At 73.6% G+C, this 24,539-nt stretch carries 19 protein-coding genes; 11 read left to right on the top strand and 8 right to left on the bottom strand.

Annotated elements, in window-relative coordinates:
- Positions 1 to 87: 87 nt before the first annotated feature.
- Genes ACZ4Z2_RS15755 through ACZ4Z2_RS15745 form a run of 3 tightly spaced genes read left to right on the top strand, consistent with a single transcriptional unit; the run spans position 88 to position 3,697 of the window.
- Entirely contained in the window at positions 88 to 1,581 is a 1,494-nt protein-coding gene (locus ACZ4Z2_RS15755) for a VWA domain-containing protein (protein WP_468076226.1), read from the top strand.
- Positions 1,578 to 2,483, top strand: coding sequence for a hypothetical protein (locus tag ACZ4Z2_RS15750; RefSeq protein WP_468076224.1), 906 nt, complete (start codon positions 1,578 to 1,580; stop codon positions 2,481 to 2,483). Before ACZ4Z2_RS15755 ends, ACZ4Z2_RS15750 begins: the two co-directional genes overlap by 4 nt.
- Positions 2,480 to 3,697, top strand: a complete 1,218-nt coding sequence (locus tag ACZ4Z2_RS15745) for an ABC transporter substrate-binding protein (protein ID WP_468076222.1) — start codon at positions 2,480 to 2,482, stop codon at positions 3,695 to 3,697. The genes ACZ4Z2_RS15750 and ACZ4Z2_RS15745 overlap by 4 nt, the downstream gene beginning before the upstream one ends.
- 57 nt (positions 3,698 to 3,754) lie before the next feature.
- Here the strand turns inward: ACZ4Z2_RS15745 and ACZ4Z2_RS15740 are convergent, their stop codons facing one another.
- The 4 genes from ACZ4Z2_RS15740 to lnt form a co-directional block, all read right to left on the bottom strand.
- Entirely contained in the window at positions 3,755 to 4,984 is a 1,230-nt protein-coding gene (locus ACZ4Z2_RS15740; RefSeq protein WP_468076221.1) for a cation:proton antiporter, read from the bottom strand.
- A gap of 304 nt (positions 4,985 to 5,288) precedes the next feature.
- The gene (locus tag ACZ4Z2_RS15735; RefSeq protein ID WP_468076219.1) at positions 5,289 to 6,500 is read right to left on the bottom strand and encodes a hypothetical protein; all 1,212 of its coding nucleotides are present in this window, start codon (positions 6,498 to 6,500) and stop codon (positions 5,289 to 5,291) included.
- 198 nt (positions 6,501 to 6,698) lie between these two features.
- Complete coding sequence (locus ACZ4Z2_RS15730) at positions 6,699 to 7,172, bottom strand: NUDIX hydrolase (protein WP_468076217.1); 474 nt, start codon at positions 7,170 to 7,172, stop codon at positions 6,699 to 6,701.
- Positions 7,173 to 7,239: 67 nt separating this feature from the next.
- Entirely contained in the window at positions 7,240 to 8,856 is a 1,617-nt protein-coding gene (gene lnt / locus ACZ4Z2_RS15725; RefSeq protein WP_468076215.1) for an apolipoprotein N-acyltransferase, read from the bottom strand.
- Positions 8,857 to 9,145: 289 nt separating this feature from the next.
- Between lnt and ACZ4Z2_RS15720 the strand changes: the two genes are divergently transcribed.
- Positions 9,146 to 10,120, top strand: coding sequence for an O-antigen ligase family protein (locus tag ACZ4Z2_RS15720; RefSeq protein ID WP_468076394.1), 975 nt, complete (start codon positions 9,146 to 9,148; stop codon positions 10,118 to 10,120).
- 54 nt (positions 10,121 to 10,174) lie between these two features.
- Here the strand turns inward: ACZ4Z2_RS15720 and ACZ4Z2_RS15715 are convergent, their stop codons facing one another.
- Together ACZ4Z2_RS15715 and ACZ4Z2_RS15710 are read right to left on the bottom strand one after the other, a co-directional pair.
- On the bottom strand, positions 10,175 to 10,732 hold the full coding sequence (locus ACZ4Z2_RS15715) for a hypothetical protein (RefSeq protein ID WP_468076213.1): 558 nt from the start codon (positions 10,730 to 10,732) through the stop codon (positions 10,175 to 10,177).
- A 50-nt stretch (positions 10,733 to 10,782) separates the two neighbouring features.
- Positions 10,783 to 11,589, bottom strand: a complete 807-nt coding sequence (locus ACZ4Z2_RS15710; protein WP_468076211.1) for a glutamate racemase — start codon at positions 11,587 to 11,589, stop codon at positions 10,783 to 10,785.
- A gap of 57 nt (positions 11,590 to 11,646) precedes the next feature.
- On the opposite strand from ACZ4Z2_RS15710, the gene ACZ4Z2_RS15705 reads away from it, so the two are divergent.
- The gene (locus ACZ4Z2_RS15705) at positions 11,647 to 12,822 is read left to right on the top strand and encodes a glycosyltransferase (protein WP_468076209.1); all 1,176 of its coding nucleotides are present in this window, start codon (positions 11,647 to 11,649) and stop codon (positions 12,820 to 12,822) included.
- A 37-nt stretch (positions 12,823 to 12,859) separates the two neighbouring features.
- On the opposite strand, the gene ACZ4Z2_RS15700 is transcribed toward ACZ4Z2_RS15705, so the two are convergent.
- Positions 12,860 to 14,206, bottom strand: a complete 1,347-nt coding sequence (locus ACZ4Z2_RS15700; protein WP_468076207.1) for a TerD family protein — start codon at positions 14,204 to 14,206, stop codon at positions 12,860 to 12,862.
- 316 nt (positions 14,207 to 14,522) lie between these two features.
- Between ACZ4Z2_RS15700 and ACZ4Z2_RS15695 the strand changes: the two genes are divergently transcribed.
- The 5 genes from ACZ4Z2_RS15695 to ACZ4Z2_RS15675 all read left to right on the top strand — a co-directional run bounded on the left by ACZ4Z2_RS15695 (position 14,523) and on the right by ACZ4Z2_RS15675 (position 20,945).
- A complete protein-coding gene (locus tag ACZ4Z2_RS15695; protein ID WP_468076205.1) occupies positions 14,523 to 14,972 on the top strand; it encodes a DUF6643 family protein in 450 nt (149 codons plus the stop codon).
- Positions 14,973 to 15,040: 68 nt separating this feature from the next.
- Entirely contained in the window at positions 15,041 to 15,865 is an 825-nt protein-coding gene (locus ACZ4Z2_RS15690) for an MOSC domain-containing protein (protein ID WP_468076204.1), read from the top strand.
- Positions 15,866 to 16,127: 262 nt separating this feature from the next.
- Positions 16,128 to 16,751 carry an Rv1733c family protein gene (locus ACZ4Z2_RS15685; RefSeq protein ID WP_468076202.1) on the top strand — a complete coding sequence of 208 codons (624 nt, stop codon included), beginning with the start codon at positions 16,128 to 16,130 and terminating at the stop codon, positions 16,749 to 16,751.
- Between the two features lie 111 nt (positions 16,752 to 16,862).
- On the top strand, positions 16,863 to 19,307 hold the full coding sequence (locus ACZ4Z2_RS15680; protein WP_468076201.1) for a right-handed parallel beta-helix repeat-containing protein: 2,445 nt from the start codon (positions 16,863 to 16,865) through the stop codon (positions 19,305 to 19,307).
- Positions 19,308 to 19,439: 132 nt separating this feature from the next.
- Entirely contained in the window at positions 19,440 to 20,945 is a 1,506-nt protein-coding gene (locus ACZ4Z2_RS15675) for an alpha/beta hydrolase (protein WP_468076199.1), read from the top strand.
- 73 nt (positions 20,946 to 21,018) lie between these two features.
- Here ACZ4Z2_RS15675 and ACZ4Z2_RS15670 read toward each other — a convergent pair whose 3' ends face one another.
- Positions 21,019 to 23,421, bottom strand: coding sequence for a hypothetical protein (locus ACZ4Z2_RS15670; RefSeq protein WP_468076197.1), 2,403 nt, complete (start codon positions 23,419 to 23,421; stop codon positions 21,019 to 21,021).
- Positions 23,422 to 23,711: 290 nt separating this feature from the next.
- Between ACZ4Z2_RS15670 and ACZ4Z2_RS15665 the strand changes: the two genes are divergently transcribed.
- Positions 23,712 to 24,539 carry a DeoR/GlpR family DNA-binding transcription regulator gene (locus ACZ4Z2_RS15665; protein ID WP_468076195.1) on the top strand — a complete coding sequence of 276 codons (828 nt, stop codon included), beginning with the start codon at positions 23,712 to 23,714 and terminating at the stop codon, positions 24,537 to 24,539.

Genomic DNA, 24,539 nt, shown 5'->3' with positions numbered 1-24,539 from the left:
CCCGCGGCCGGGACGCCGGCGGGCCGTGAACGGGCCGGGCGGGCCGGGGGCCCGCGGACGAGGGCGAGCGCGAGGAGCGCGGACACCGTGGACACAGGCGCATTCGTGAACGAGTACGCGAGGAACGAGGAACCGTCGGGCGGCGGGGACGCGGGGACCACGTCCGTGGGCCTCGACATCAGCCAGTGGAAGTACCTGTCCCGTGAGGCGCGGGAACCGCAGATGCACGCCATCCTGACCGTCGAGGCCGACGGTACGCAGAACGGCGGCGGGACGGGCCCGGTGCTGGCGCAGGTTCTGGCGGTGGACTGCTCCAGTTCCATGGCGTATCCGCAGGAGAAGCTGCGCGCGGCGCACCAGGCGGCCGTGGCGGCGCTGCGGCTGCTGCCCGACGGCACGCCCTTCGCGGTGGTCCGGGGCACCCAGTCGGCCGACATGGTCTATCCGACGACGGCGACCATGGCGCGGGCGAACGACCGGCACCGGGCACGGGCGGAGAGGGCGGTGCTCGATCTGGTGGCCGGGGGCGGTACCTGCATCGGCAGCTGGCTCGACCTCTCGCGCAGGCTGCTGATCGAGGCGGACGCGCCCATCGGCCATGTCCTGCTGCTGACCGACGGCAAGAACCAGCACGACGAGCTGATGCCGCTGGCGGACGTCCTGGAGGCGTGCGCGGGGCGGTTCGTGTGCGACGCCTGGGGCATCGGCGACGGCTGGGACGGCCGGGAGCTGCTGCGCATCACCAGCCGGCTGCACGGCACGACCTCGTCGGTGCGGGAGGCGGCTTCCCTGCCCGAGGAGTACGAGCGGGTGATGCACCGGCTGCTCGCCAAGAGCATCCCGGAGCTGGTGATCTCCGTGACCCCCGTGGCCGGGGCCGGGGTGCGCTCCCTCAAGCAGGTGTTCCCGACCGAGGTGGAGCTGGACCCGGTCGGCCCGGACGGCGACGGGACCTGGCGGTTCGTCACGCGCGCGTGGGGCGACGAGACCCGCCGGTACCAGCTGTGCCTGTCCGCCGACCCGGCGGGGATGCCCCGGGGGGAGGACCTGCAGCTCGCGGTGGTCGCCCTCGACGTGCCCGGCGGCCACGGGGTGGAGGTGACGCCGGCCCTGCCGTGCGTGGTGCACTGGACCGACGACGTGGCGCTGTCGGCGCGCAGCGACCTCCAGGTGGAGCACTTCGAGCGGCATCAGCGGCTCGGCGAGGCCGTCGCGGCGGCCACGGACGCCCACCGCAACGGCCGGAGCGACCTGGCGCAGCAGCATCTGGGCCGGGCCGTGCGGCTCGCCCACGCGATCGGTGCCGAGCAGGCGCTCGACCGGTTGGAGCGGCTGGTGGAGATCCTCGACGCCGAGGCGGGGCGGGTCAGGCTCCGCTCCGGGGTGGCGGCCGTCGACTTCGAGCATGCGATCACCGCCAGCAGCGTCAGCACGTACGAGCCCGACGCGGGCTCCACCGACGACGTGTTCCCCGACGACCCGGTCGCGGCCTCCTTGCCGTGCCCCTCCTGCCGGGAGCGGACGTCCGCGGCGGCGCGCTTCTGTTCGCGGTGCGGTCACGACCTCCGGGAGGGGGCGTGAACACCACCGGGCGCGCTCTGGTGCGCAGGCTCTGGGTGCTGCTGTCCCTCGTGGTGGTCTCCACCCTGGTCCTGTTCGGTGCCTACCGCGGGGTGCACGACGACACGGTGCCGCTGGCGTCGTCGAGCGCCCCGGGCATCCTGGCGGTGGACACCGCGAGGAACGCCGTGCTGCGGGCGCACGAGGCGGTCGAAGAGAGCGGTCCGGCCCCGGACGCGACGGGTGACTTCGACACCCAGATTTCGGTCGCCCACCAGAGCATCGCCGTCGCGGCCTCGGAGAATGTCGCCGGACCGGCGGACCGGCACAGCCTGAAGACGATCACCGGGTTGATCACGGTGTACTCGACCTGGGTGGAGCAGGCGGGGCAGGAGGAGGACGCGTCGCTGCGCGCGGCCTTCCTGCACTACGCGCAGCGCGGCCGGGACGACATCGTCGAGCGTCTCGACGAGCTGCGGGGCCGGCAGCTTGCGGTCGCCCGTGAGCAGGCGTCGTTCCCCTGGCCGCTGTGGCTGGGCTGGGGAACGGTGGCCGTGCTGGGCCTCGCGCTGTGCGGGGCGCTGGTGGAGGCGCAGTGGTTCGCGCGGCGTCGCTTCCGTACGGCCGTGCAGCCGTGGCTGCTCGCCGCCACGGTTCTGTGGGCGGGCTGGGTGGCGGTCCTCGGTTGGTTCACGGTACGGGCGCACCGGGCGATGGGTGACTCGCTCGCCGAGCTGCGCGGGGCCCGGGAGGCGGACGAGATACCGCGGGCCGGGGCGAACGTGGAGCGGTACATGGCGGACGCCGCGTTCTGGGCGTCGCTGTCCGGTTGGGTCCTCGTCGGAGGGGTCGTCCTGATGGTGTTGACGGTGTCGGGGCTGGGGCCGCGCATCTCCGAGTACCGGTTCAGGGTGTCGCGATGAGCCGCCCGCGGACCAGGACGCTCGTCGCCGTCGGTGTGTGTCTGGTGCTGCTGGCGACGGTGGTCGCGGTGGTGCGTCTGACGGGGGGCTGGACCGGGTCGGTGACGGTCCTCGCCAACTGGAGCGGTGCCGAGCGGGAGCAGTTCGAGCGGGCGGTGCGGCCGTTCGAGAAGGAGTACCGCATCGACGTCGTGTACCAGGGCAGTTCGGCGCTGAGCCAGGTGCTGGCGGCCGATCTGGCGGCCGGTACGCAGCCCGACGTGGCGCTGCTGCCGGGGCCCGGGGAGCTGACTGCGTACGCGGCCGAGGGCAGGCTGGAGCCGTTGGACGGCCTGTTCGAGGCGGGGTCGTACGCCGGGGTCTGGGTGCCGAAGGTGGCGGGCGCGGACGGCCGCAGGCGCACGTACTGGCTGCCGGTGAAGACCGGTCTGAAGAGCATGGTGTGGCACGCGGGCGATCTGTCGGCGGACGGGATCGGGCGGGCCGCCGGTGAGCCCGGCCGCTGGTGCGTGGGCATGGAGTCCGGTGCCACCTCGGGCTGGCCGGGCACCGACTGGGTGGAGGACGTCCTGCTCCAGCAGGCCGGCCCGGAGGCGTACGCCCAGTGGGCGAACGGCCGCCTCCCGTGGACGGACCCCCGGGTACGCAAGGCGTGGCGCGCCTGGGGCGACATGGTGGGCGCGGGCGACCGCTCCCGCGTCGGCCGTCTGCTGCGGGACAACTTCGCCCGGGACTGTCCCCGCCGGAACCTGGAGCACCTGGGCTCGTTCCGCGGCGACCGCTGGAAGGCCGTGGCGGGCGACTTCGTGCACTCCGCCGAGGTGATCCCGGGCGCGCGGGAGGGCGCCGACCACTGGGAGGTCTCCGGGGACCTCGCGGCCATGCTGAACGCGACGGACGAGGCCAGGAAGCTGATCCGTTTCCTGGCCGACCCCGACACCCGGCTGCCGGACTTCACCGCGAACCGGAAGGCCGCCGCACCGGGCGGTCGGCAGGACGCCCCGGAGAGGCGGATCGGTGCGATCCTGCGCGGTGCGGAGCGGCGACTGTGCTGGGACGCCTCGGACACCATGCCCCCTGCCCTGCGCGACGCCTTCCACCGGGCGGTCCTCCGTTTCCTGGTCGCCCCCGGCGAACTGGACGACCGGCTGCGGGAGTTGGAGGACCTCAGCGACGACCGCCGCCCCACCCTGCCGGTGTGCGGCGGCGGCTGACGAGGTGTGGGCCACCGGCTCACGCGGAGGGCGCCGGCGCGGGCCCGTTCGCCGCGTTCAACCGCCCGCACGAACGGGCTCCACGGGCTCGGGCACGGCCTCCGTCTCCACCGACCGGGCCGCCGGGCGGCGTACGGCACGTCGGGGGACCCGGCGGGCGAGGGGTTCGGTCCAGCGGGCGGCGAGCGGGCCCAGCACGACGAGGATCAGGACGTACGCGGTGGCGAGCGGGCCGATCCGGGGTTCGACGCCGACGGCGAGTCCGGCGATGACGATGGAGAACTCGCCCCGGGCGACGAGGGTTCCGCCTGCCCGCCAGCGGCCCTTCGCGGGGATACCGGCGCGGCGGGCGGCCCAGTGACCGGTGGCGATCTTCGTGAGGGCGGTGACGACGGCCAGGGCGAGGGCCGGGACGAGCACGGGCGGGATGGCGGAGGGGTCGGTGCGCAGGCCGAAGAAGACGAAGAACACCGCGGCGAACAGATCCCGCAGCGGGGTGAGGATGCTGCTGGCTCCTTCGGCGACCTCGCCGGACAGGGCGATCCCCACGAGGAACGCGCCCACGGCGGCCGAGACCTGCAGGTGCTGGGCGACTCCGGCGACGACGAGGGTGAGGCCGAGGACGACCAGGAGGAGCAGTTCGGCGTTGTCGGAGGAGACGGCGCGGCTGATCAGCCGGCCGTGGCGCAGGGCCGCGTAGAGGACGACGCCGACGGTGCCGAGGGAGATCAGCAGGGTGAGGGCACCGCCGGCGAGGCTCACCCCGGCGAGCAGGGCGGTCAGGATCGGCAGGTAGACGGCCATGGAGAGGTCCTCGAGGACCAGGATGCCCAGCACCACGGGCGTCTCGCGGTTGCCGAGCCGGCCCAGGTCGCCGAGGACCTTGGCGATGACGCCGGACGAGGAGATCCAGGTGACCCCGGCCAGCGCGACGGCCGCGACCGGGCCCCAGCCGAGGATCAGGGCGAGCGCGGCGCCGGGGGCGGCGTTGAGGACGAAGTCGACGGCGCCGGAGGGGTACTGGGTCTTGAGGTTGGTGACGAGTTCGGTGGCGCTGTACTCCAGGCCGAGCAGGAGCAGCAGCAGGACGACGCCTATCTCGGCGCCGGTGGCGACGAACTCCTCGCTCGCCCGCAGCGGCAGGATGCCGCCGTGGCCGAAGGCGAGCCCGGCGAGGAGATAGAGGGGTATGGGGGAGAAGCCCACACGTCCGGCGAGGCGTCCCAGCAGGCCGAGGGCGAGGATGATCGCCCCGAGTTCGATGAGCATGGCGGTGGTGTGATGCACGGGCGTCTGTCCTCCGTTGACGAGGGCGGGCGGCGTCTGTGCCTGGTGTCGAGCAGGCGTGTGCAGCGGGCTGGGTCCGGTCGGCCCGTCACTCGCCCGTATCGGGAACACTGTCGCGAGCGGCGATCACGGCACGCACGCGGATGACTCGGCCCATGCCCTCGCCCCCCTCACGCCGGCCCTTGACCGCCGACCACTCCCCCCACGCCTGAGCGAACACATGCTCAATGGAGCATAAGTATTCCGTAAGGATGCTAGCGCACCCGGAAAGGGAAAATGTGAAAACCGCACAGGGGGTGTGGTGTCAACGGCCCGTGCCGAGCAGCGACATGAGCGTCTCGGTGAAGGCGGTCGCCGACTGGTCGGCGTGCTCGCGCATCCGCGCGGCCACGGCGTCCGCGCCCCCGCCCTCCACGAGGCGGACGAGCCGGTCGGCGCGCCGCTCGTGGCCCTCACGGGTGTCGGGAAGGGTCGTCAGATAGAAGTCCGCCGCGTCGTAGGCCATGTGGAACACATGCTTCTTCACGTCGCTCAGCGTCAGATAGTCGTCGTGCGTCATGGGCACCGGCTCGGGAGCGCCCACGCACAGGGCCGGCGTGCCGGCGCCCCAGGCGTTGACCGCCAGGTGGTAGGTGTCCGTGATGACCAGCCGGTACCGGGGCAGGACACGCAGCAGATCGCCGAGGGTGTGGCCGCCCGGCCGCCGCGCGATGTGGCCGGCGCGGGAGGGGATGTCCCGGTCGAACCAGGGCAGCCATTCGAGCGGGGCGCCGAGCCGGTCCGCGAGGGTCGCGCAGAAGTCCGGCAGCCATGCGGGGATCTCGGTGCGCGCGCCGAGGAACACGCCGATCGCGCCGCCCTCCGGAAGGTCCTGGGACCAGGCCGTGGCCGGGAGGTGGTCGAGGTCGCCCGGGCGGGACAGCAGCGCCGCGTCCGAACCGAAGTGCTCGGTCGTGCGGTCCCCGCGCAAGCGCGCGATCCTGGCCGCCGAAAGCGGTTCACGCATCCACATCCGGTGACTGCGCGTCACCAGCCGGGAGAACAGCGGGCCGTACTCCTTGTCCTCGTAGTCGGACTGCGTGTTGTGCAGAATCGTCCCGCCGTAACTGAGGGTCCGGGCAAGGAGTTCGTCCGGCTGGTCCGCCAGCAGCAGCGTGCGGTTCAGCAGCAGCCGGGCCTCGTCCCGGTCCCGCGCCATGCCGAAGTCGAGCAGGCGGTTCGTGGCGTCCTGGGCCAGATAGTGCCGGGTGTGCAGGAAGTCGCCCCAGAAGACGACCGCGTCATGGTCGCGCAGCTCGTCCACGTGCTCGGCCAACGGCCGGAAGCGGAACGGGAACTCGGTGCCCCGCGCGCACTCCCGCGGTTCCACCGTCTCCGGTGGGTGCAGGGTGTACCAGGTGGCGTCGACGGGGGCGGGCATCCTCCGCCGCAGGGACTCGAACGCCAGGTCGACGGTCACCATGCCGGTGTTGCGGTACCCGATGTTCGGCGCGGTGATGACCGCAACGCGTGCCATGTGCTCGTTCTCCCCCTCGCCGTCGGCGGCGCCGTCGCGGTCGGAAACGGATCATGTGCCAACGTACACGTCCGCCCCGGCCCGTCGACGCCCGGCCCGCCGCCCCTGCCTACCTCAACAGCCCTGGTCGGGGCCGGACTTGGCAGCACGCCGGACCGGCGGGCATCCGTGCGTCGCGCCGGGGGGCGGCGCCGCTCCTCAGACGATGGGGTCGAACCAGGTGGGCGCGTCGGACATGGCCTGCTTGATCCGGAAGAGCGCGAACTCGCTCAGCTCGGGCAGGGCGTCCAGGGAGTACCAGCCGACCTCCAGCGACTCGTCGTCGTTGACCCGTGCCTCTCCCCCGACGGCACGGCACCGGAAGGTGGTGTCCATGTACTGGCAGACGTCCCCGTTGTCGTACCGCACCGGTTCGAGCGCCTGGACGAGGACGATCCGCTCGGGCACGCACCGGACCGCCGTCTCCTCGTGCACCTCGCGCACCGCACAGGCGGCGGGCTGCTCCCCGGGCTCCGGGATACCGCCGATGAGCGACCACTGGCCGTTGTCGGACCGGCGGTTCAGCAGCACTCTGCCGTCGTCGTCGAGGACGACGGCGGTGACCCCGGGGAGCCACAGGAGCTGATGACCGGCCGAGACACGGAGCGTGCGGATGAATTCAGGGGTAGCCATGGAGCCGACCCTAACGGGCCGATTCCCTCACCCCGACGCTTCCCGGACGCGCACACGAGGCGTACGGCTACACGCCACCGGCGCGCCTCCCGCGCACACCGGCCCCGATCGCCCAGCCGAGCCCGCCCATCGCGACCAGCACCAGAAGCATCTCGGGCGCGATGCCCACCTTGGTGGCGGGCGTCTCCGAGGACCGCAGCGGCACCTGCTGGACCAGGGAGTCCGCGACGAACATCCCGGTCCTCTGGGTGATCCTCCCGTCGGGCATGATGATCGCGCTGACCCCGCTGGTCACCGGCACGGTGACGGTGCGGCTGTGTTCGACCGCGCGGACCCGGGACATGGCGAGCTGCTGGTAGGTCATCTCGCTGCGGTCGAAGGTGGCGTTGTTGCTCGGTACGGAGATCAACTGCGCGCCGTCGGCGACCTCGGAGCGCACCGCCCAGTCGAAGGCCGCCTCGTAGCAGGTGACGAGACCGACCCGGGCGCCGTCCATGGTGAACACGCCGGGCTCGGTGCCACGGCTGAAGTCCGTGCGGACCATGGACGTCCACTGGTCGTTGATGGCGCCGATGAGCGACCGGAGGGGCAGGTACTCGCCGAACGGCTGGATCTGCCGCTTGTCGTAGGTGTCGGTGGGGCCCTTCTCCGGGTCCCAGAGGATCTGTTCGTTGTAGAGCTTGCCGTCCCGCTCGACCACGCCGCCGACGGAGATGGGCGCGCCGATGGCGGTGGCCGCCTGCTCGATGACCGCGCGGGCGTCGTCGTTGGCGAAGGGGTCGATGTCGGAGGAGTTCTCCGGCCAGAGCACGAAGTCCGGCCGCTCCACCTTGCCGGCCTTGACCTCGGCGGCGAGCCGCTCCGTCTCCTTGGCGTGGTAGTCGAGGACCGCCCGGCGCTGGGCGTTGAAGTCGAGCCCGAGCCGCGGGACGTTGCCCTGGATGACCGCGACGGTCGCCGTGCCGTCCTCGGCCTTGTCGCTGACGAGGCCGCGCGAGGCGAGGGCGCCGGCCACGGGGACGGCCACACTCAGTGCCGCCACCGCGGCGGTTCCCCGGCGGAGCGCGGTTCCGGTGCGCCGCGCCGCGACGACCAGCCGGACGGCCTCGAACAGCCCGAAGCCGCACAGGACGACGGCGAAGCCGAGCACCGGGGTGCCGCCCAGCGCGGCGAGCGGCAGGAAGACTCCGTCCGCCTGACCGAAGGCGATCTTGCCCCAGGGGAAGCCGTTGAAGGGGGCACGCGCGCGTGCGGCCTCGCCGGCGATCCACAGGGCCGCGGCCCACAGGGGCCAGCCGGGGAGCTTCGAGACGAGTGCGGTGCCGGCGCCGACGAGCGCCACGAACACCGCTTCGATGGCGACGAGCGCGAGCCACGGCCCGGGGCCGACCTCCACACCGGTCCAGACGAGAAGCGGCAGCAGGAAGCCGAGGCCGAAGAGGTAACCGAGGCCGAGTCCCGCCTTCCAGCTCCGCCCGCGCAGCACCCAGCCGAAGCCCGCGAACGCCGGCAGGGCCAGCCACCACAGGGTCCGGGGCGGGAAACTGACGTAGAGCAGCACTCCGCAGAGCGCCGCGGCGGCGGCCGGAAGGAGCCGACGGGCCCAGCGGGACGCCCGGGAAACGGGCGCGGCCTGGGGTTCGAGCTGTTCCGGCTCGTCTACGGGAGTCGCGGTGACGGTCACTCGGGGAGTGTACGGCGCGTGACCCCGGCGCTGACAGCGCGGTCCTTCCGGGTCCGGTGAGGCGTTCGCCGCACGCTCCCCGCACATCTGCCGCATCGTTTCTGCGCAACTCATCCACACATGGGCACATCACCCGTTACGGTGTGCCCGAGCCTCTGACGTGCGGCCGAACACGGTCGAGCGGTCGGGGCCGGGCACAGCGGGGGGCGGTTTGGGGTCCACAGCGACGGAGTCCGCGGCCGGAGCGTCGGCCGCCTCCGGCAGACGGAACGTCTCCGATGTGACCGGCGTGATCATGCTCGGGGCGTGTGCGGCCTGGTCGCTGATCACGGCGACGGCTCGGGGCGGTCGCCCCGAAGGTGTGCTGCTCGCGGTGCTCGCCGTGTCGGCGGGTTACGCGGCGGGGCGCATCTGCGGTGCCCTGCTGCCGGTCTTGGCGCCGGGTGCGGGGGCGCTGGCCGGGCTCGGTCTGGCGGTCACCGCCCCGCACGCCACGGCGGGCTCGCCGTTCGCCTCGCCGCTCGGGCACAGGGGCGCGACGGCGGCGCTGCTGGTTCTGTCGGCGGGCGCCGTCTGCTGCGCCGCCTGGGCGGCCCGTGCCCCCGGCCTACGGTTCGCCCTGCGGCTGCTGGCCGTCGGCGTCGCGGTGGCGGCGGGCGTGCTCGGCTCGACCGCCGGGGTCGTCGCGTGCGCGGGGGTAATGCTGTGTTCGCTCGCCGCGGCCCGGATGCCCCGCGGCGCGGGGCTCGCGGGCCTGGCGTTCGTCGCCGCCCTGGTGACGGCGACGACCTGGGCGACGGCCGAGGAAGCGTTGCCGTCGGGGCTGACCGACTCCCTGGAGGGCCAGCTCACCCCCCACCGCGTCCTGCTGTGGCACGACGCGCTCGTCATGGCCCGCGCCGAACCGCTGCTCGGTGCCGGCCCCGGCCGCTTCGGCGAGCTCAGCCCGACGGTCGCCCAGGCGCTGCCGTCCGACGACAAGCCGCACTCGGCGCCGCTCCAGCTGGCGGCCGAGCAGGGACTCATCGGTGTGGCCCTGCCGGCCGCGGTGTTCTGCTGGGTCCTGTACGTCCTGTGGCGGAGCCCGCGGGCCACCCCGGTCGTGCTCACCGCGGGCGCGGCGCTCACCGCGCTGGCCGCGATCGCAACGGTCGGCAACGCGCTGAGCTTCACGACGGTGACGGCGGGCGCGGGCCTGCTCGCGGGAATGGCGACGGCACGGCCCCTCGCGGACGAGGAGGGCGGCGTCGGCACCGGACCGTGACGCGGCCGGCGGACGAGATCACCGCGGACGCCGCCGGCCGACGGCCGGCCGGGGTCAGCGTGCGGTGCCGGACGCCTTGGGCCTGAGCCGGGCACGGATGACACGGACGGCCGTCTCGGCGTGGTCGACGGTGATGGTGAACGTGTGTCCGTCGAGGAGGCGCAGCACCACGGCCTCGCCTCTGCGTACGACGACGGCGGTGCCCTTCTCCGGGCGCCAGCGGTAACCCCAGCCGCCCCATTGGTGGGGGGTGACACAGGGGGCGAAGTCCACGTCGGTGACCTGGGAGAGAGGGATGCGGCGGCGTGGTACGCCGATGTGGCCGCAGCGCACCTCCAGGCACTCCCCGTCGACCCTCACGGAGACGTGCACGAACGCCAGCGTCCCGAACAGCACGAGCAGCCCGGCCGCGATGCAGCCGACGACCGACATGACGAGCGGGGCCGTACCGGACGTCCACGCGGAGTCGACCGCCAGTTCGATGCCCAGCGCCATGAAGGCGGCGCCGCCGAGCGCCAGGAGCCACTGGGCGCGATTGGTCGCGCGCCCGGTCCAGACCTCGGAGGTGCGGGCCTCAGGGCTGCCCGGCTCGCCGTGGGGGTGGTCCCTCATGGCTCCGAGCGTACTCAGGTTCCGCTGCGCAGGCACCTGGTCGCGGAACGTTACTTCTCGGGCTGCGAGGCGAGCGTCGCGCCGACCGCCTGGAGCAGCCTGCCCTCCTCGTAGGCCAGCGCCGGGGCCGGCAGCGCGCCCTCGCGTCCGCTGAGGATGACCGTCAGGCCGGCCTCGGTCCAGTCGGCGTCCGGGGCGGGAGGCTCGCCGATCCGGCGCAGTGCCTGGGCGGCCACGGCTCCGGCGGAGCCGTGCAGCACGAGGGGCGGGTGGCCGGGCTTCTGGACGGCCGCGCGGATCCGTTCGGCGACCAGTTCGTAGTGGGTGCAGCCGAGGACGACGGTCGTGACGTCGTCGGGGGTGAGGGCGGCTGCCGCGGCGATCGCGGCGTCGACGGCCGCGTCGTCGGCGTGCTCGACGGCTTCGGCGAGCCCCCAGCAGGGCACCTCGGTGACCGGCACGCCGTCGGCGAACTCCTCGATCAGTCCGCGCTGGTAGGGGCTGCCGGTGGTGGCCGGCGTCGCCCAGATGGTGAAGGGCCCGCCCCCGGCCGCGGCCGGCTTGATCGCCGGGACCGTGCCGATGACCGGCAGCCCCGGTTCGAGGAGGGCGCGCAGGGCGGGCAGGGCGTGCACGGAGGCCGTGTTGCAGCCGACGATCAGGGCGTCCGGCCGGTGCGCTGCCGCCGCCTCGGCGACCGCGAGGGCGCGCTGCGTCAGGTCCTGCGGGGTCCGCGGTCCCCAGGGCATCCCGTCGGGGTCGGACGAGATCACGAGATGCGCGTCGGGTCGCAGTCGCCGTACCGCGGCGGCGGCGGGAAGCAGACCGATACCGGAGTCCATGAGCGCGATCTTCACCCGGCCACGATAGACGATTGCCCCGGCCGGACCGTCGCCGTGGGGCAGACTGCCGACGTGAGCGCCATCGCGTGGACCGCCGCCGTATCACTCGCCGCCTGGCTGTGGCTGCTGCTCGGCCAGGGCTTCTTCTGGCGCACGGATGTACGCCTACCGCCCCGCCGGGACCCGGACGGCTGGCCGTCCGTCTGTGTCGTCGTCCCCGCGCGCGACGAGGCGGCCGTCCTGGCGGAGAGCCTGCCGTCGCTGCTGGCCCAGGAGTACCCGGGCCGCGCGGAGATCTTCCTCGTCGACGACGGCAGTACGGACGGCACCGGCGATCTCGCCCGGGGGCTGGCCGTACGGCACGGCGGGCTGCCGCTCACCGTCTCCTCGCCCGGGGAGCCGCCCGCCGGCTGGACGGGCAAGCTGTGGGCCCTGCGGCACGGGATCGGGATGGCACGCGCGCGTGGACCCGAGTACCTGCTGCTGACGGACGCGGACATCGCCCACCGGCCGGACAGTCTGCGGGCGCTGGTGGCGGCCGCGCGCACCGGCGGCTTCGACCTGGTGTCGCAGATGGCGCGGCTGCGGGCGGAGAGCGGGTGGGAACGGCTGGTGGTCCCCGCCTTCGTCTACTTCTTCGCCCAGCTGTACCCGTTCCGCCGGATCGGCGTGCGGGGCTCGCGCACGGCCGCCGCCGCGGGTGGCTGTGTGCTGCTGCGGACGGAGGCCGCCGAGCGGGCCCGGATCCCGGACGCCATCCGGCAGGCCGTCATCGACGACGTGGCGCTCGCCCGGGCGGTCAAGGGGAGCGGCGGCCACATCTGGCTGGGGCTCGCCGAGCGGGTGGACAGCGTGCGGGCCTATCCGCGGCTGGGCGACCTGTGGCGGATGGTCTCCCGCAGCGCCTACGCCCAGCTGCGCCACAACCCCCTGCTGCTCGCGGGCACGGTTCTCGGTCTGCTGCTGGTCTACGGGGTGCCGCCCGCCGCGCTCCTGCTGGGGCTCGCGGCGGGCGACCTGCCGACGGCGCTGTCCGGCGGGCTCGCCTGGGCCCTGATGACGGCGACGTACCTGCCGATGCGGCGGTACTACCGGCAGCCACTGTGGTCGGCCGCGCTGCTGCCGTTCACGGCGGTCCTGTACCTCCTGATGACGGTCGATTCCGCGGTACAGCACTACCGAGGGCGCGGCGCGGCCTGGAAGGGCCGCACCTACGCCCGCCCGGAGACGGTTCCCGAGGAGGGCTAGCCACTCTGTGGGGCGGCGGCCCGCGCGGGAGGGGCGGCTATTTTCTGCCGGGTGTCCAGTTCATCCCCCATCCGTACGCGTAGTCGACCGTGCGCTGGGGACTGACGCCGCGCTCGGGGACGAGGTAGCGGGCCTCGCGCTGGACGACGAGGTCGCCGCCCTGGTTGGTGATGAGGGCGAGGGCGCAGACGGTGGACGGGACGGTGCACTCGTCGAGGGAGAAGTCGACGGGCGCGCCGTGCTGGGGCTGGAGCGTGACCGTCGCGTGGAGGTCCGCGAAGGAGCGGGCGCCCTCGTAGATGGTGACGAAGATGAGGATGCGCCGGAAGGCGTTCCTGTGGTCCAGGTTGATGGTGAGGTTCTCGCCGCTCGTCACGGCACCGGTGCGGTCGTCGCCGTCGAGGTGGATGAACGGCGGCCGGTGCAGCGCCCCGAAGGCGTTGCCGAGCGCCTGGACGACGCCCTTGCTGCCGTCGGACAGTTCGAACAGGGCGCAGAGGTCGAGGTCGAGGTCGGCGTGCATGGCGACGGCCCGGCCCAGCTTGCTGCCCCACCCGGTGAACTGCTTGCGGACCTCCCAGTTGAGGTTCACGCGCATGGCGCCGGATGTGCCGCCCTGTTTGGCCAGCGAGACCGCCGGGGCCTCCTTGGTGAGGGTGACCTTGGCGAGGCGCACGGGGGCCGTGGGCGCCGCGGGCGGGGCCGGGGGCGCGGGTGGCGCGGTCGTCACCGGGGGCGGCACGGTGACGGGCGGGGGCACCGGCGCCGGAGGCGACACCAGGGTCGGAGGGGACACGTGCGGCGGAAGGGGGACCTGCGCCGAAGGGGAGGCGGGCGTCCGCGTCGCCGCGGCGTGCTGGGGTTCGTCCACGGTGATGCCGAAGTCGGTGGCCAGACCTTCGAGTCCGCTGCTGTAGCCCTGACCGACGGCACGGAACTTCCAGGCGCCCTGACGGCGGTAGAACTCACCGAGCACGAAGGCCGTCTCGACACCGGCGTCGGTGCTGTCGAAGCGCGCGACCTCGGCGCCCGCCCGCTCGTCGAGCACACGGATGTACAGGCCGGGCACCTGCCCAAACGTTCCGCCGTCGGCGGACGCGGCCAGGACCACGGTCTCGACGGCGGGTTCGACACGGGTGAGGTCGACGTGCAGGGCGTCGGTCACCTGTCCGCCGATGTCCCGTTTGCCCTCGTGCCGGACGGCACCGGAGGAGTGCGCGGGCTGGTTGTAGAAGACGAAGTCCGCGTCGGAACGGACCTTGCCCCCGGCCAGCAGCAGCGCCGACGCGTCGGCGTCCGGCACGCCCGGCCCGGAGCGCCAGCCCAGTTCCACGCGTAGCGCGGTCGTCGGCACCGCGACGTTCGATCCTTTCGGCATTGACATGTCCGCCCCCATCAGAAGGTCACCCAGAAGGGTCATCGCCAGGCCGCGTCCCCCGCGGTCGATCCGAAGCGTCCGGCCCGCTTGTCGGCGCCAAACCTATTCCCCCGGCGCCCGAACCCCCAGAAGCCGTACCGAAAGATCATGGCCAACCGTCGGTAACCCGCTCGGAACTCGGCCTTTACACGATCACAGCACTTTTTGCCGCCCTTTTTCGCCGAGTTCGCTCGCATTGGGGATCCAGCGTCACGGCGGACACGGAAAACAACCCTCTTATCGGTCTCCCCAACCAGCACATCGTGGGCTTAACTTATGTGCCATGACCTCCCCCCGCTCCACCTACGGCGGCGGTTACTACTCCGCCTCGTCCTTCGCGGACACCCCGATCTACGACTCTCTCGTCGCCGAGCGGGGAACCCCTCAGATCGCGCCGATCCGAGTCCCCGCCGCGTACGACACACCGGGCAGCAGTCTGCCCGCGCTGCCGTCGGCGCTCCCGGCGCTGCCGGCGGGCCCCTCCCAGCCCTCCCCCGCCTACGGTTACCCGCAGGCCCAGCAGCCGTCGCCGCTCCAGCAGGCGCCGAGCGCGTACATCCCGCAGCAGGCGGCCGGCCCGCGTGGTTACCCCGGCGCCCAGCAGCCGCAGCAGCAGCGCCCCATGGGCGCCGGCACGGGATACGAGGCCATGCGCCCCGCCGCCCCGCGCCCGGCCCCCACGGCCTCGTACCCGCAGGATCCGTACAACGGCCAGCAGTACCGCGGGTACTGAGCCGCGATACTGAGCCGACTCAGAAAATTCCGCGTGGGGTGGTCGCCGCCGTTTGGCAGGATGACCCCATGGGGAATCCGTCACTGCACTCGATCCACGTCCACCCGCTGAAGGCGGCCCGGGGCTTCGCCCCCGAGGAGGCCGTCGTGGAGCCCTGGGGTCTGGCGGGTGACCGACGCTGGGTGCTGGTCGACGACTCGGGCAAGGTCATCACACAACGCCCGCATCCGAGCATGGCGTTGGCCGCCGCCGGGCTGGAGCCCGGCGGCGGTGTCGTGCTGTCCGCCCCCGGCCGTGAGCCGCTCGCCGTCGCCGTGCCCGGGCCGGCCCCGACGATCACGGTCGAGATCTGGCGGGACAAGGTCGAGGCGGTCCCCGCCGACCCCGCCGCGCACGCCTGGTTCAGCGAGTACCTGGGCGTCCCTGTGCGCCTGGTCCACCTCGACGACCCGGCCACCCGCCGGCCCGTCGACCCCGAGTTCGCCCGCCCCGGAGAGACGGTCAGCTTCGCCGACGGCTACCCCCTGCTGCTCACCACCCTCGCCTCGCTCGACGCCCTCAACTCCCTGATCGCCCACGGCGACCACCCCGAGGAGGGCCCGCTGCCCATGAACCGCTTCCGACCGAACGTCGTGGTGGACGGCACGGAGGCGTGGGCCGAGGACGGCTGGCGGCGCGTCGCCATCGGCGAGGTCGCCTTCCGGGTCGCCAAGATGTGCGGGCGGTGCGTGGTGACCACCACCGACCAGGGCACCGCCGAGCGCGGCCGTGAGCCGCTGCGCACCCTCGCGCGACACCGGCGGTTCGACGACAAGCTGGTCTTCGGTCAGAACCTGGTTCCCGAATCCCTGGGCACGGTTCGGATCGGGGATCCGGTGCGCGTACTGGAATAGCCTTGCGCCTCCCGGGAGTTCGGCCCTGGGAGATCCCTCGGAGATCCCCAGGGACGCATGGGAGTACCATCCACCTTGAAAATTCAACATCGCGGATTCGGTCGCGGGCCGGGAACACGGGTGGCCGGCTTGGCCGTTGGGCCTTTGTGAGAAGTTCATGAGAAGGCCGGTGGGAGAGGTGATTTCGCTCTCTCTTCACCGGTACCGCGCGTGGGAGTCCCCGCCGGGGGGTTATCACGGACGCGGAAGGGGGCGTGGGACTGTGCGGGCGATCGGCGGGCTGGGGGCAGTCGGCGGACTGTGGCGTTGGCGCCGCAATCCCCTGCGCCGGACGACCGATCTCGTCGAGGCGTGGCTGGCGTTCGCGGCCCTCGTCCTGATCCTCGTCGCCACCCCCCTGGTCGGCGCCGCCGTCGGAACCACCGCCCAGAGTTCCCTGCAGCAGTCCGTACGGGAGCAGCGGGCGGCCCGGCATCTGGTGACGGCCACCGTCGTCAAGCGGGTCGCCGGCTATCCGATCGACCCCGACCCCGAGACGTCGACCTCCCGCGACCGGCACAGCCGCGTGGTCGCCGACTGGACCGGCCCCGACGGCACCGACCGGCACGGCACGGTCATGGCCGGCCTCGAGGACCCGCGGCCGGGGGACCGCTTCGCGCTGTGGACGGACGCCCAGGGCCGTACGGTCGGCAGGCCGCTCGACAGCGCCACCGCGACCACCCACGCGGTCCTGGCCGGAATCGGCGCGGCCGTACTGGCCGCGGGGTTCATCGAGGGCTGCAGACGGTTGATCGTCTGGCGCATGGTCCGCCACCGGTACGCGTGTTGGGACCAGGCATGGGACAAGGCGGGGCCGGACTGGGGCAGGACGGGCGCGGGCAGCTGACGGCCTTCCCACTCCGGTCAACTCCCCCTGCCCGCGCACGCTACGGTGGACCGACCAGCCGAACTGTTCGGCATCGACCCGCGTTCCACGAGGTGGGGGCACAGCAACGCCATGGCACAGGGCACGGTCCAGGTGACGCACACCGGTACATCGCGGTGGCGGCGCCGCACGGGTGAGTACACATCGCTCGCCGCGGCCCTGGAGGCCGCGAGCGACGGCGATGTGCTCATCGTCGCCCCCGGCACGTACCGGGAGAACCTCGTCGTGCGGCGCGGGGTCACGCTGCGCGGCCCGGAGGGGTCGCCCGGTTCCGTGCGGATCGCGCCCGTGGACGGGGTGCCGCTGACGGTGTCCGCCTCCGCCGTGGTGCAGGACCTGCACGTGGAGGGCCAGGACGCGGCGGCCCCGGCACTGCTCGTCGAGGACGGCACACCCGAACTCATGGACCTGCGGATCGTGACCCGCTCCGCGGTCGGCATCGAGGTGCGCGGCACCGCCCGTCCGACGGTGCGCCGGTGCACGGTCGACAATCCCGCCGGGATCGGCATCGCCGTGGTCGACGGCGGCGGCGGGGTGTTCGAGGAGTGCGAGGTCGTCGCGGCCGGGCAGGCCGGTGTCGCGGTGCGCGGCGGCGGCCATCCGCGGCTCGACCGGTGCCGGGTGCACCACGCCTCCGGCTCGGGTCTGACGGCGACCGGCGAGAACTCCGCCCTGGAGGCCGTCGGTTGCGAGATCTACGAGGTCCGCGGCAGCGGCGTCCAGATCACCGGCCGGGCGACGGCCCATCTCAGCGACTGCGATGTGCACCGGACGACCGCGGACGGCGTCACGCTCGACACGGACGCCGTGCTCACCCTGGCGGACTGCCGTATCCACGACATCCCGGAGAACGCGGTGGACCTGCGGTCCCGCTCCGTGCTCACCCTGACCCGCACCACGGTGCGGCAGTTCGGGCGCAACGGACTGTCGGTGTGGGACCCGGGCACCCGCGTGGACGCCAACCAGTGCGAGATCTTCGACAGCACGGGCGACTACCCGGCCGTCTGGGTCAGCGACGGGGCCACGGCGGTCCTGGAGTCCTGCCGGGTCCACGACGTGCCGGACGCCCTGTTCGTCCTGGACCGGGGGTCCCGCGCGGACGTCGTGGACAGCGATCTGTCGCAGGTGCGGAACACGGCGGTCTCGGTGAGCGACGGAGCGACCGCGCAGCTCGACGACTGCCGGATCCGGGACGCCGCGACGGGCGCCTGGTTCCGCGACCACGGCAGCGGCGGCACCCTCAACGGCTGCACCCTGGACGGCACACAGACCGGAGTGATCGTCACCAAGGGCGCGGACCCCACCATCGAGCGCTGCACGGTCACCTCGCCCGCCGAGGCGGGCTTCTACGTCTCGGCCGAGGGCCGCGGCAGCTTCCTCAACTGCCGGGTGACCGGCAGCGGCGGCTACGGCTTCCACATCATCGACGGCTGCCGCGCGACCCTGCGCAAGTGCCGCACCGAGCGCTGCGCGCGCGGCGGCTACGAGTTCGCGGAGGGCGGCCCCGGCACCCCCGGCGGCGGCCCCGTGGTCGAGGACTGCGCCAGCGACGAGAGCGGCGGCGTGCGGCCCCCCGTCGCGCACGAGACGGCGACGCAGACCGCTCCCCGCTCCCCCGGCCTGCTGGGTTCCATCCCCGGCCAGCGCGCCGTCGATCCGGACCCGCCGGCGCTCACCGCGCCCGCCGAGGAGCCGGAGCAGCGGGCCCGCACGTCGAAGGCCGTGCTCGGCGAACTGGACGCGCTGGTCGGCCTGGACAGCGTCAAGCGCGAGGTGCGGGCCCTCACGGACATGATCGAGGTGGGCCGACGCCGCCAACAGGCCGGTCTGAAGGCCGCCTCCGTCAAACGGCACCTGGTGTTCACCGGCTCCCCCGGCACCGGCAAGACCACCGTCGCCCGTCTCTACGGCGAGATCCTGGCCTCCCTCGGTGTCCTCGACAAGGGCCACCTCGTCGAGGTGTCCCGGGTGGACCTGGTCGGCGAGCACATCGGGTCCACCGCGATCCGCACCCAGGAGGCGTTCGAACGGGCCCGTGGCGGGGTGCTGTTCATCGACGAGGCGTACGCGCTGTCCCCCGAGGACTCCGGGCGGGACTTCGGCAAGGAGGCCATCGACACCCTCGTGAAGCTGATGGAGGACCACCGGGACGCCGTCGTGGTGATCGTCGCCGGGTACACGGCGGAGATGGAGCGCTTCCTCACCGTCAACCCCGGTGTGGCCTCCCGCTTCTCCCGCACGATCACCTTCGACGACTACGTCCCCGAGGAACTGCTGCGCATCGTCGAGCAGCAGGCCGAGGAGCACGAGTACCGGCTGGCGCCCGGGGCGGGCGACGCCCTGCTGAAGTACTTCGCCGCGATCCCCAAGGGACCCGCCTTCGGCAACGGCCGTACCGCGCGGCAGACCTTCGAGGCGATGGTGGAGCGCCACGCGAGCCGGGTCGCCCAGGTCGACGAACCGAGCACCGACGACCTCACGTTGCTCTACGCGGAGGACCTTCCCGAGCTGCCGTGACGGCGCCCCCCGGCGCGTGCCGCCGAGCAGCCGGGGCACGGCCCCTGGGGTGAGCCCCAGGGGGAGAACCCCACCACGGGTGTGCGGTCGGCCGGATGGGGCCGAAGGGCGTCGGCCGACAGCATGATCCCCATGACGCATCGCACCCGACGAGCCCTCGTCCTCGCCCTGTCCGTGTCGGCCGCCGCCACGACGCTGACCGCCGTCGCCGGTCCGGCGGCCGGAGCACCCTCCACGCCGCCCCCGCTCACCTGGCGCCCGTGCGCGCAGCCCAACGGCCCCGCCGACCAGGAGTGCGCCGACCTGCCCGTCCCGCTCGACTACCGCGACCCCGACGGCCCGCGGCTCACGCTCGCCGTGTCCCGGCTGCGCAGCGAGCACCCCGAGGCTCGGCGCGGCACGCTCCTGGTCATCCCGGGCGGACCGGGCGGTTCGGGCGTCCGGCGGCTGACCCAGCAGGGGAAGGCGCTGCGCGGCCAACTCGGCGGCGCGTACGACATCGTCAGCCTGGACCCCCGGGGCGTGGGCGGCAGCACGAGGGCGAGCTGCGGCCTCCCCGCCGAGGACCGGCATCTGGTCACCCTGCGGAGCTGGCCCGAGCCCGACGGCGGCATCGGCGAGAACGCCGCCCGGGCCCGGCGCACCGCCGAGGCGTGCGCGAGGAACGGCGGGGCCGTGCTGCGCAGTCTCACCACCGCCAACGAGGTCCGCGACATCGACCGCTTCCGGCAGGCCCTGGGCGAGGAGCGGCTGTCGGCGTACGGAGTGTCGTACGGGACGTACGTGGGCGCCGTCTACGCGCAGAAGTACCCGGAGCGGACCGACCGCTGGGTGCTGGACAGCAACGACGACCCGGATCCGCGCCGGGTCGCGCGGCGCTGGCTGGAGAACATGGCGCGGGGTGCGGAGGACCGGTTCCCGGACTTCGCCGCCTGGGCCGCCGATCCGGCCCGCGCGCCGCAGGGTTCGCGGCTCGCCGAGCGGCCGGAGGACGTACGGCCCCTGTTCCTGACCCTGGCGGCCGAACTGGACCGTGCGCCACGGGAGACGACCACCCCGGGTGTGCCGCTCACGGGCAACCGGCTGCGCCAGGCGATGCAGCTCGCCCTCTACAACGACGCGTCCTTCGACAAACTGGCCCTTTTGATACGGCAGGCCGGCGACCCGAAGGCGACGCCGGTCCTGCCGCCCGATCTGGCCGGGCCGCTGAGCGACGAGGACGCGGCGGCGGTCATGGCGGTGATCTGCAACGACGTGCGCTGGCCGACGTCGGTGGCGGCGCACCGGCGAGCGGTGGCGAAGCACCGCGTCGAGTATCCGCTCACGGCCGGCATGCCGGTGAACATCGGTCCGTGCTCCTACTGGAAGGACCGGCCCGCCGAGAGGCCGACCCGGATCACCGACGAGGGCCCGTCCAACATCCTCATGATCCAGAACCGGCGGGATCCGGCCACGCCCCACGTCGGCGCGCTGCGGATGCGGGCGGCCCTCGGCGACCGGGCGCGGCTCGTCACCGTGGAGCGCGGCGGTCACGGCGTCTACCTGGGCACGGGCAACGCGTGCGGCGACCGGGCGGTGACCACGTTCCTGCTCACCGGCCAGCGGCCCGGGGCGGACGTGACCTGCCCCGACGCGTAGACGGGGCGCCCCGACGGCACTCGGCCCCGGCCCTGGGCCCGTCGCACGGCAGACGCGCATGGTCAGACAGGCCCTAGCAGTCGCGGGGGCGCGGCACCTCGGGGTCGATGCGGGCCAGCAGCCGCTGCCGCTCGGCGGCGAAGGCGGGGTCCGCCTGGTAGTCGGAGTGGCCGAGGATCGGGGCGGGCAGCGGGTGGTCGGCGGTGCGGCCGTAGGCGAGGGGGTCCTCGAAGGGCTCGGCGTCGACCTCCGGCCCGCATCGGCCGGGCAGCCGGACGGGACCGCCTATGGGGTCGGTGAGGCGGTACAGATTGCGCCAGCAGTCGACCTCGCGGTGCAGGGAGGCGAGGGAGGCCGGGCCGAAGTGGGCCGGGAACCAGCGCCCGTACAGCCGCTCCAGCGGTGAGCCGTACGTCAGCAGCGCGACCCTGCCGCGCACCGACGGGGTCAGCTGCCAGGCGGCGGCCGCGGCGAGGACGCTGCCCTGGGAGTGTCCGGAGATGACCAGCCGTCCGCCCGTCGTCCGTGTCCAGGTGGCCATCCGCCAGGTGAGGTCGGGCACGGCACGCTCGGCGTAGCAGGGCGGTGCGAAGGGGTGCGCGGCCCTCGGCCAGAAGGTGCCGACGTCCCAGAGGATGCCGATGGTGCGGCGCGCGGAGGCGTCCTTGTAGGCGCGGCGGCCCCAGGTGACGAAGAGCAGGAAGCCGACGCCGATCAGCCAGGACCCGAGAGCCTGCGCGGTCTGGGCGGCGCCCGCGACGAAGGCGTGCGAGTCCCGCGCCGCCCGCGCCGGGGGCTCCCCGGTGGCGAACGCGCCGGCCAGCGCTCCGGCGCCGAGCAGGAGCGTCACGGTGGAGATGACGCCGATGACGCGGGGTGCGCGGTCGGTGAGGGCGGCCATGGCGCGGGTGCGGGCGATGCGGAGGGTCCGGGCGGCGTCGCGGGGTTCGGGCTCCTCGTCCGGGCCGCTCCCGCGTCGGTGCATGGCGTCCGTCAGGCCGTACTCCGTCTCCACCGCCGCGGCCTCCTCGCGCCGCAGGACCCAGGTGCGGCGGGCCAGCCAGACGAGCAGGGCCAGGACCACCAGCAGCAGGGGCGGGATGACGGCGGCCTGCCAGGTGAGGAGGATCGGCGGTCCGGGGAGGGCGTCGTCGGTACCGCCGAGCCAGTCGGCGACGCGCTGGGCGACTCCGGCGGTCATGACACCGCCGAGAGCGCAGGCCAGCATCGCGACGGCGGGGCCGCCCAGGCCGTACAGCGCCGTCCGCGGATCGGGGCGGGAGCGGTGGAGGACGCGGGCGACGACACCGAGGGCGATGACGAGGAGCCCCTGGACCAGGGTGATCCCGCCGAAGGTCAGGTCCCCCGGCAGCCGCCCCGCCGACCGCCAGCCGGGGCGCGACCAGCCCGCGTACACCACGGCGAGGACGAGCAGGACGATCGAGGCCGTGGGCAGGCCGCGCACCAGGTGCCCGTCGAGCTCGCGGTCCAGGCGCTTCTCGGAGCGGCCCCTGCGGCACACCACCCACACCACGACCACCGCGAGCACGACGAGGGCCGCGTTGAACAGCCACCCCAGGAGTTCCAGGACGGCCGGGCCGCCCGGGCGGCGGTCCTCGCGGGCCGCGGAGGTGCCGACGGCCGCCGCGACCGTGAGGAACGCGGCCGCCGTGTGGGCGGCGCGGAGCCTGGCCACGAGACGGCGCCCGTACCAGAAGCCGGGGCGGCCGAGCGCGACGGGCTCGGCGTCGTCCTCGGCGGGGCGGACGTCCGCGCGGTCCATGGGGCGCTGGGACTCGTACGCGCTCCAGGTGCGGTGGGAGAGGTACCACAGCAGCGCGGTCAGGGCGGTGGGCACGAGGGCGGCCAGGGCGAGACGGCGTCCGGGACCGCTCCACCAGCCGTGGCGGGAGAGGTCCGGGGAGAGGAAGCCGAGCCAGGTGTGCGCCTCGGCGCACGCGCGGGTGCCCGCGCACTGCCAGGCGGTCAGATCGAGGGCGACCTCGCACGCGGCGGCCACCAGCAGCACGGTCAGCGTCAGGCCGGTGAGGCGGACGAGGAGGCCGTGGAGACGTATCGTCCGCCGTCGCCCCCGGGTGGTGGGGCGCATCCAGTGGGCGAGGTTGACGACCATGAACGGCAGCAGCAGCAACCACAGGGCGCGGGAGCCGTTGCCGGAGGTGAGGTTGCACCAGACGTATGCCTCGGGCACGGGTCCGCGGCGGTGGCCGGCGGGGCGGGTCTCGGCGTCGGCGTCGTCGATGCGGCGGAAGACGGCCGCCGTGTCGTCGCCGGTGACGCGGACGGTGCGCGGGTCGTCCAGCATGCGTTCGGGGGTGGTGCCGCCGACGCCGTGGACGAGCAGTTCGAGTGCGATGTCGTCGTCGGTCCCGGCGCGGCCGGTGGCCTCGCGCCCGCCCGTCTCGGACCGTCCGGGGCGTTCTCCGTACTCGGCGTGCTCCGTCGCACGATCCACTGGTCCGCTTCCCCCGTGATGCGCCGCGAGGCATGTGTCATGTGCAGGTACAGATGATCGCCGCAAAGCGGTCCTCGTACACCTGTGGTCACCGAATCTCCCCGATCCGTGTGATAGTGACGGGCGCGGACACGCGATACCGGCTGTTCGCGCGCGTGCAGGCAGTGGCGCGACCCGTGGTGTGGCGTGCGAATATGGGACGTCCTCGGGACCGGGGACGGGGGAATGTCCCAGTCGGAGGGGGTATGGGAGGGTGTCGGGCGTGATGGGGCGAAAGGACCGGAGCGAGCGTGAGTGAGAATCAGAACCTCCTCGCGGAGCAGCGGCGTGCCCTGATCCTCGACGAGGTGCGCCGCAGGGGCGGGGTCCGGGTCAACGAGTTGACCCGGAAGCTGGGCGTCTCGGACATGACGGTCCGCCGCGACCTGGACGCGCTCGCCCGCCAGGGCGCCGTGGAGAAGGTGCACGGCGGCGCGGTGCCGGTGGCCGAGGCGAGTACGCACGAGCCCGGCTTCGAGGCGAAGTCCGGGCTGGAGCTGAGCGCCAAGGAGGACATCGCGCGGGCCGCCGCCGAGTTGGTGGCGCCGGGTTCCGCGATCGCCCTGTCAGGCGGTACGACGACCTACGCGCTCGCGCACCGGCTCGTGGACGTGCCGGATCTGACCGTGGTCACCAACTCGGTGCGGGTCGCGGACGTCTTCCACGCCGCGCAGCGCACGACGGGCCCCCGGCAGGGGGCGGCGACGGTCGTGCTCACCGGTGGGGTGCGCACTCCGTCCGACTCGCTCGTGGGGCCGGTGGCCGATCAGGCGATCGCGGCGCTCCACTTCGATGTGCTGTTCCTCGGTGTCCACGGGATATCGGTCGAGGCGGGCCTGTCCACGCCGAACCTGGCGGAGGCCGAGACCAACCGCCGGCTCGTGCAGTCGGCGCGGCGGGTCGTCGTCGTGGCCGACCACACCAAGTGGGGGACGGTGGGCCTGAGTTCGTTCGCCGCGCTGGACCAGGTGGACACGCTGGTGACGGACGCCGGGCTGGCCGCGCAGGCGCGGGCGGAGATCTCCGAGTACCTGCGGCGGCTGGTGGTGGCCGGCGAGGACGAGGACGGCGACCTCTGA

It is taken from the genome of Streptomyces sp. NPDC030183 (assembly GCF_055573455.1).
The sequence above is the reverse complement of the archived record's forward strand: the minus strand, read 5'-3'. Positions and strand labels throughout refer to the sequence as shown.

Excerpts from the sequence above, each read along its gene's own strand:
- ACZ4Z2_RS15745 (WP_468076222.1), top strand. The coding sequence starts at position 2,480 with ATGAGCCGCCCGCGGACCAGGACGCTCGTCGCCGTCGGTGTGTGTCTG.
- ACZ4Z2_RS15735 (WP_468076219.1), bottom strand. The coding sequence starts at position 6,500 with ATGGCACGCGTTGCGGTCATCACCGCGCCGAACATCGGGTACCGCAAC.
- ACZ4Z2_RS15730 (WP_468076217.1), bottom strand. The coding sequence starts at position 7,172 with ATGGCTACCCCTGAATTCATCCGCACGCTCCGTGTCTCGGCCGGTCAT.
- ACZ4Z2_RS15715 (WP_468076213.1), bottom strand. The coding sequence starts at position 10,732 with ATGAGGGACCACCCCCACGGCGAGCCGGGCAGCCCTGAGGCCCGCACC.
- ACZ4Z2_RS15700 (WP_468076207.1), bottom strand. The coding sequence starts at position 14,206 with ATGTCAATGCCGAAAGGATCGAACGTCGCGGTGCCGACGACCGCGCTA.
- ACZ4Z2_RS15695 (WP_468076205.1), top strand. The coding sequence starts at position 14,523 with ATGACCTCCCCCCGCTCCACCTACGGCGGCGGTTACTACTCCGCCTCG.
- ACZ4Z2_RS15690 (WP_468076204.1), top strand. The coding sequence starts at position 15,041 with ATGGGGAATCCGTCACTGCACTCGATCCACGTCCACCCGCTGAAGGCG.
- ACZ4Z2_RS15680 (WP_468076201.1), top strand. The coding sequence starts at position 16,863 with ATGGCACAGGGCACGGTCCAGGTGACGCACACCGGTACATCGCGGTGG.
- ACZ4Z2_RS15675 (WP_468076199.1), top strand. The coding sequence starts at position 19,440 with ATGACGCATCGCACCCGACGAGCCCTCGTCCTCGCCCTGTCCGTGTCG.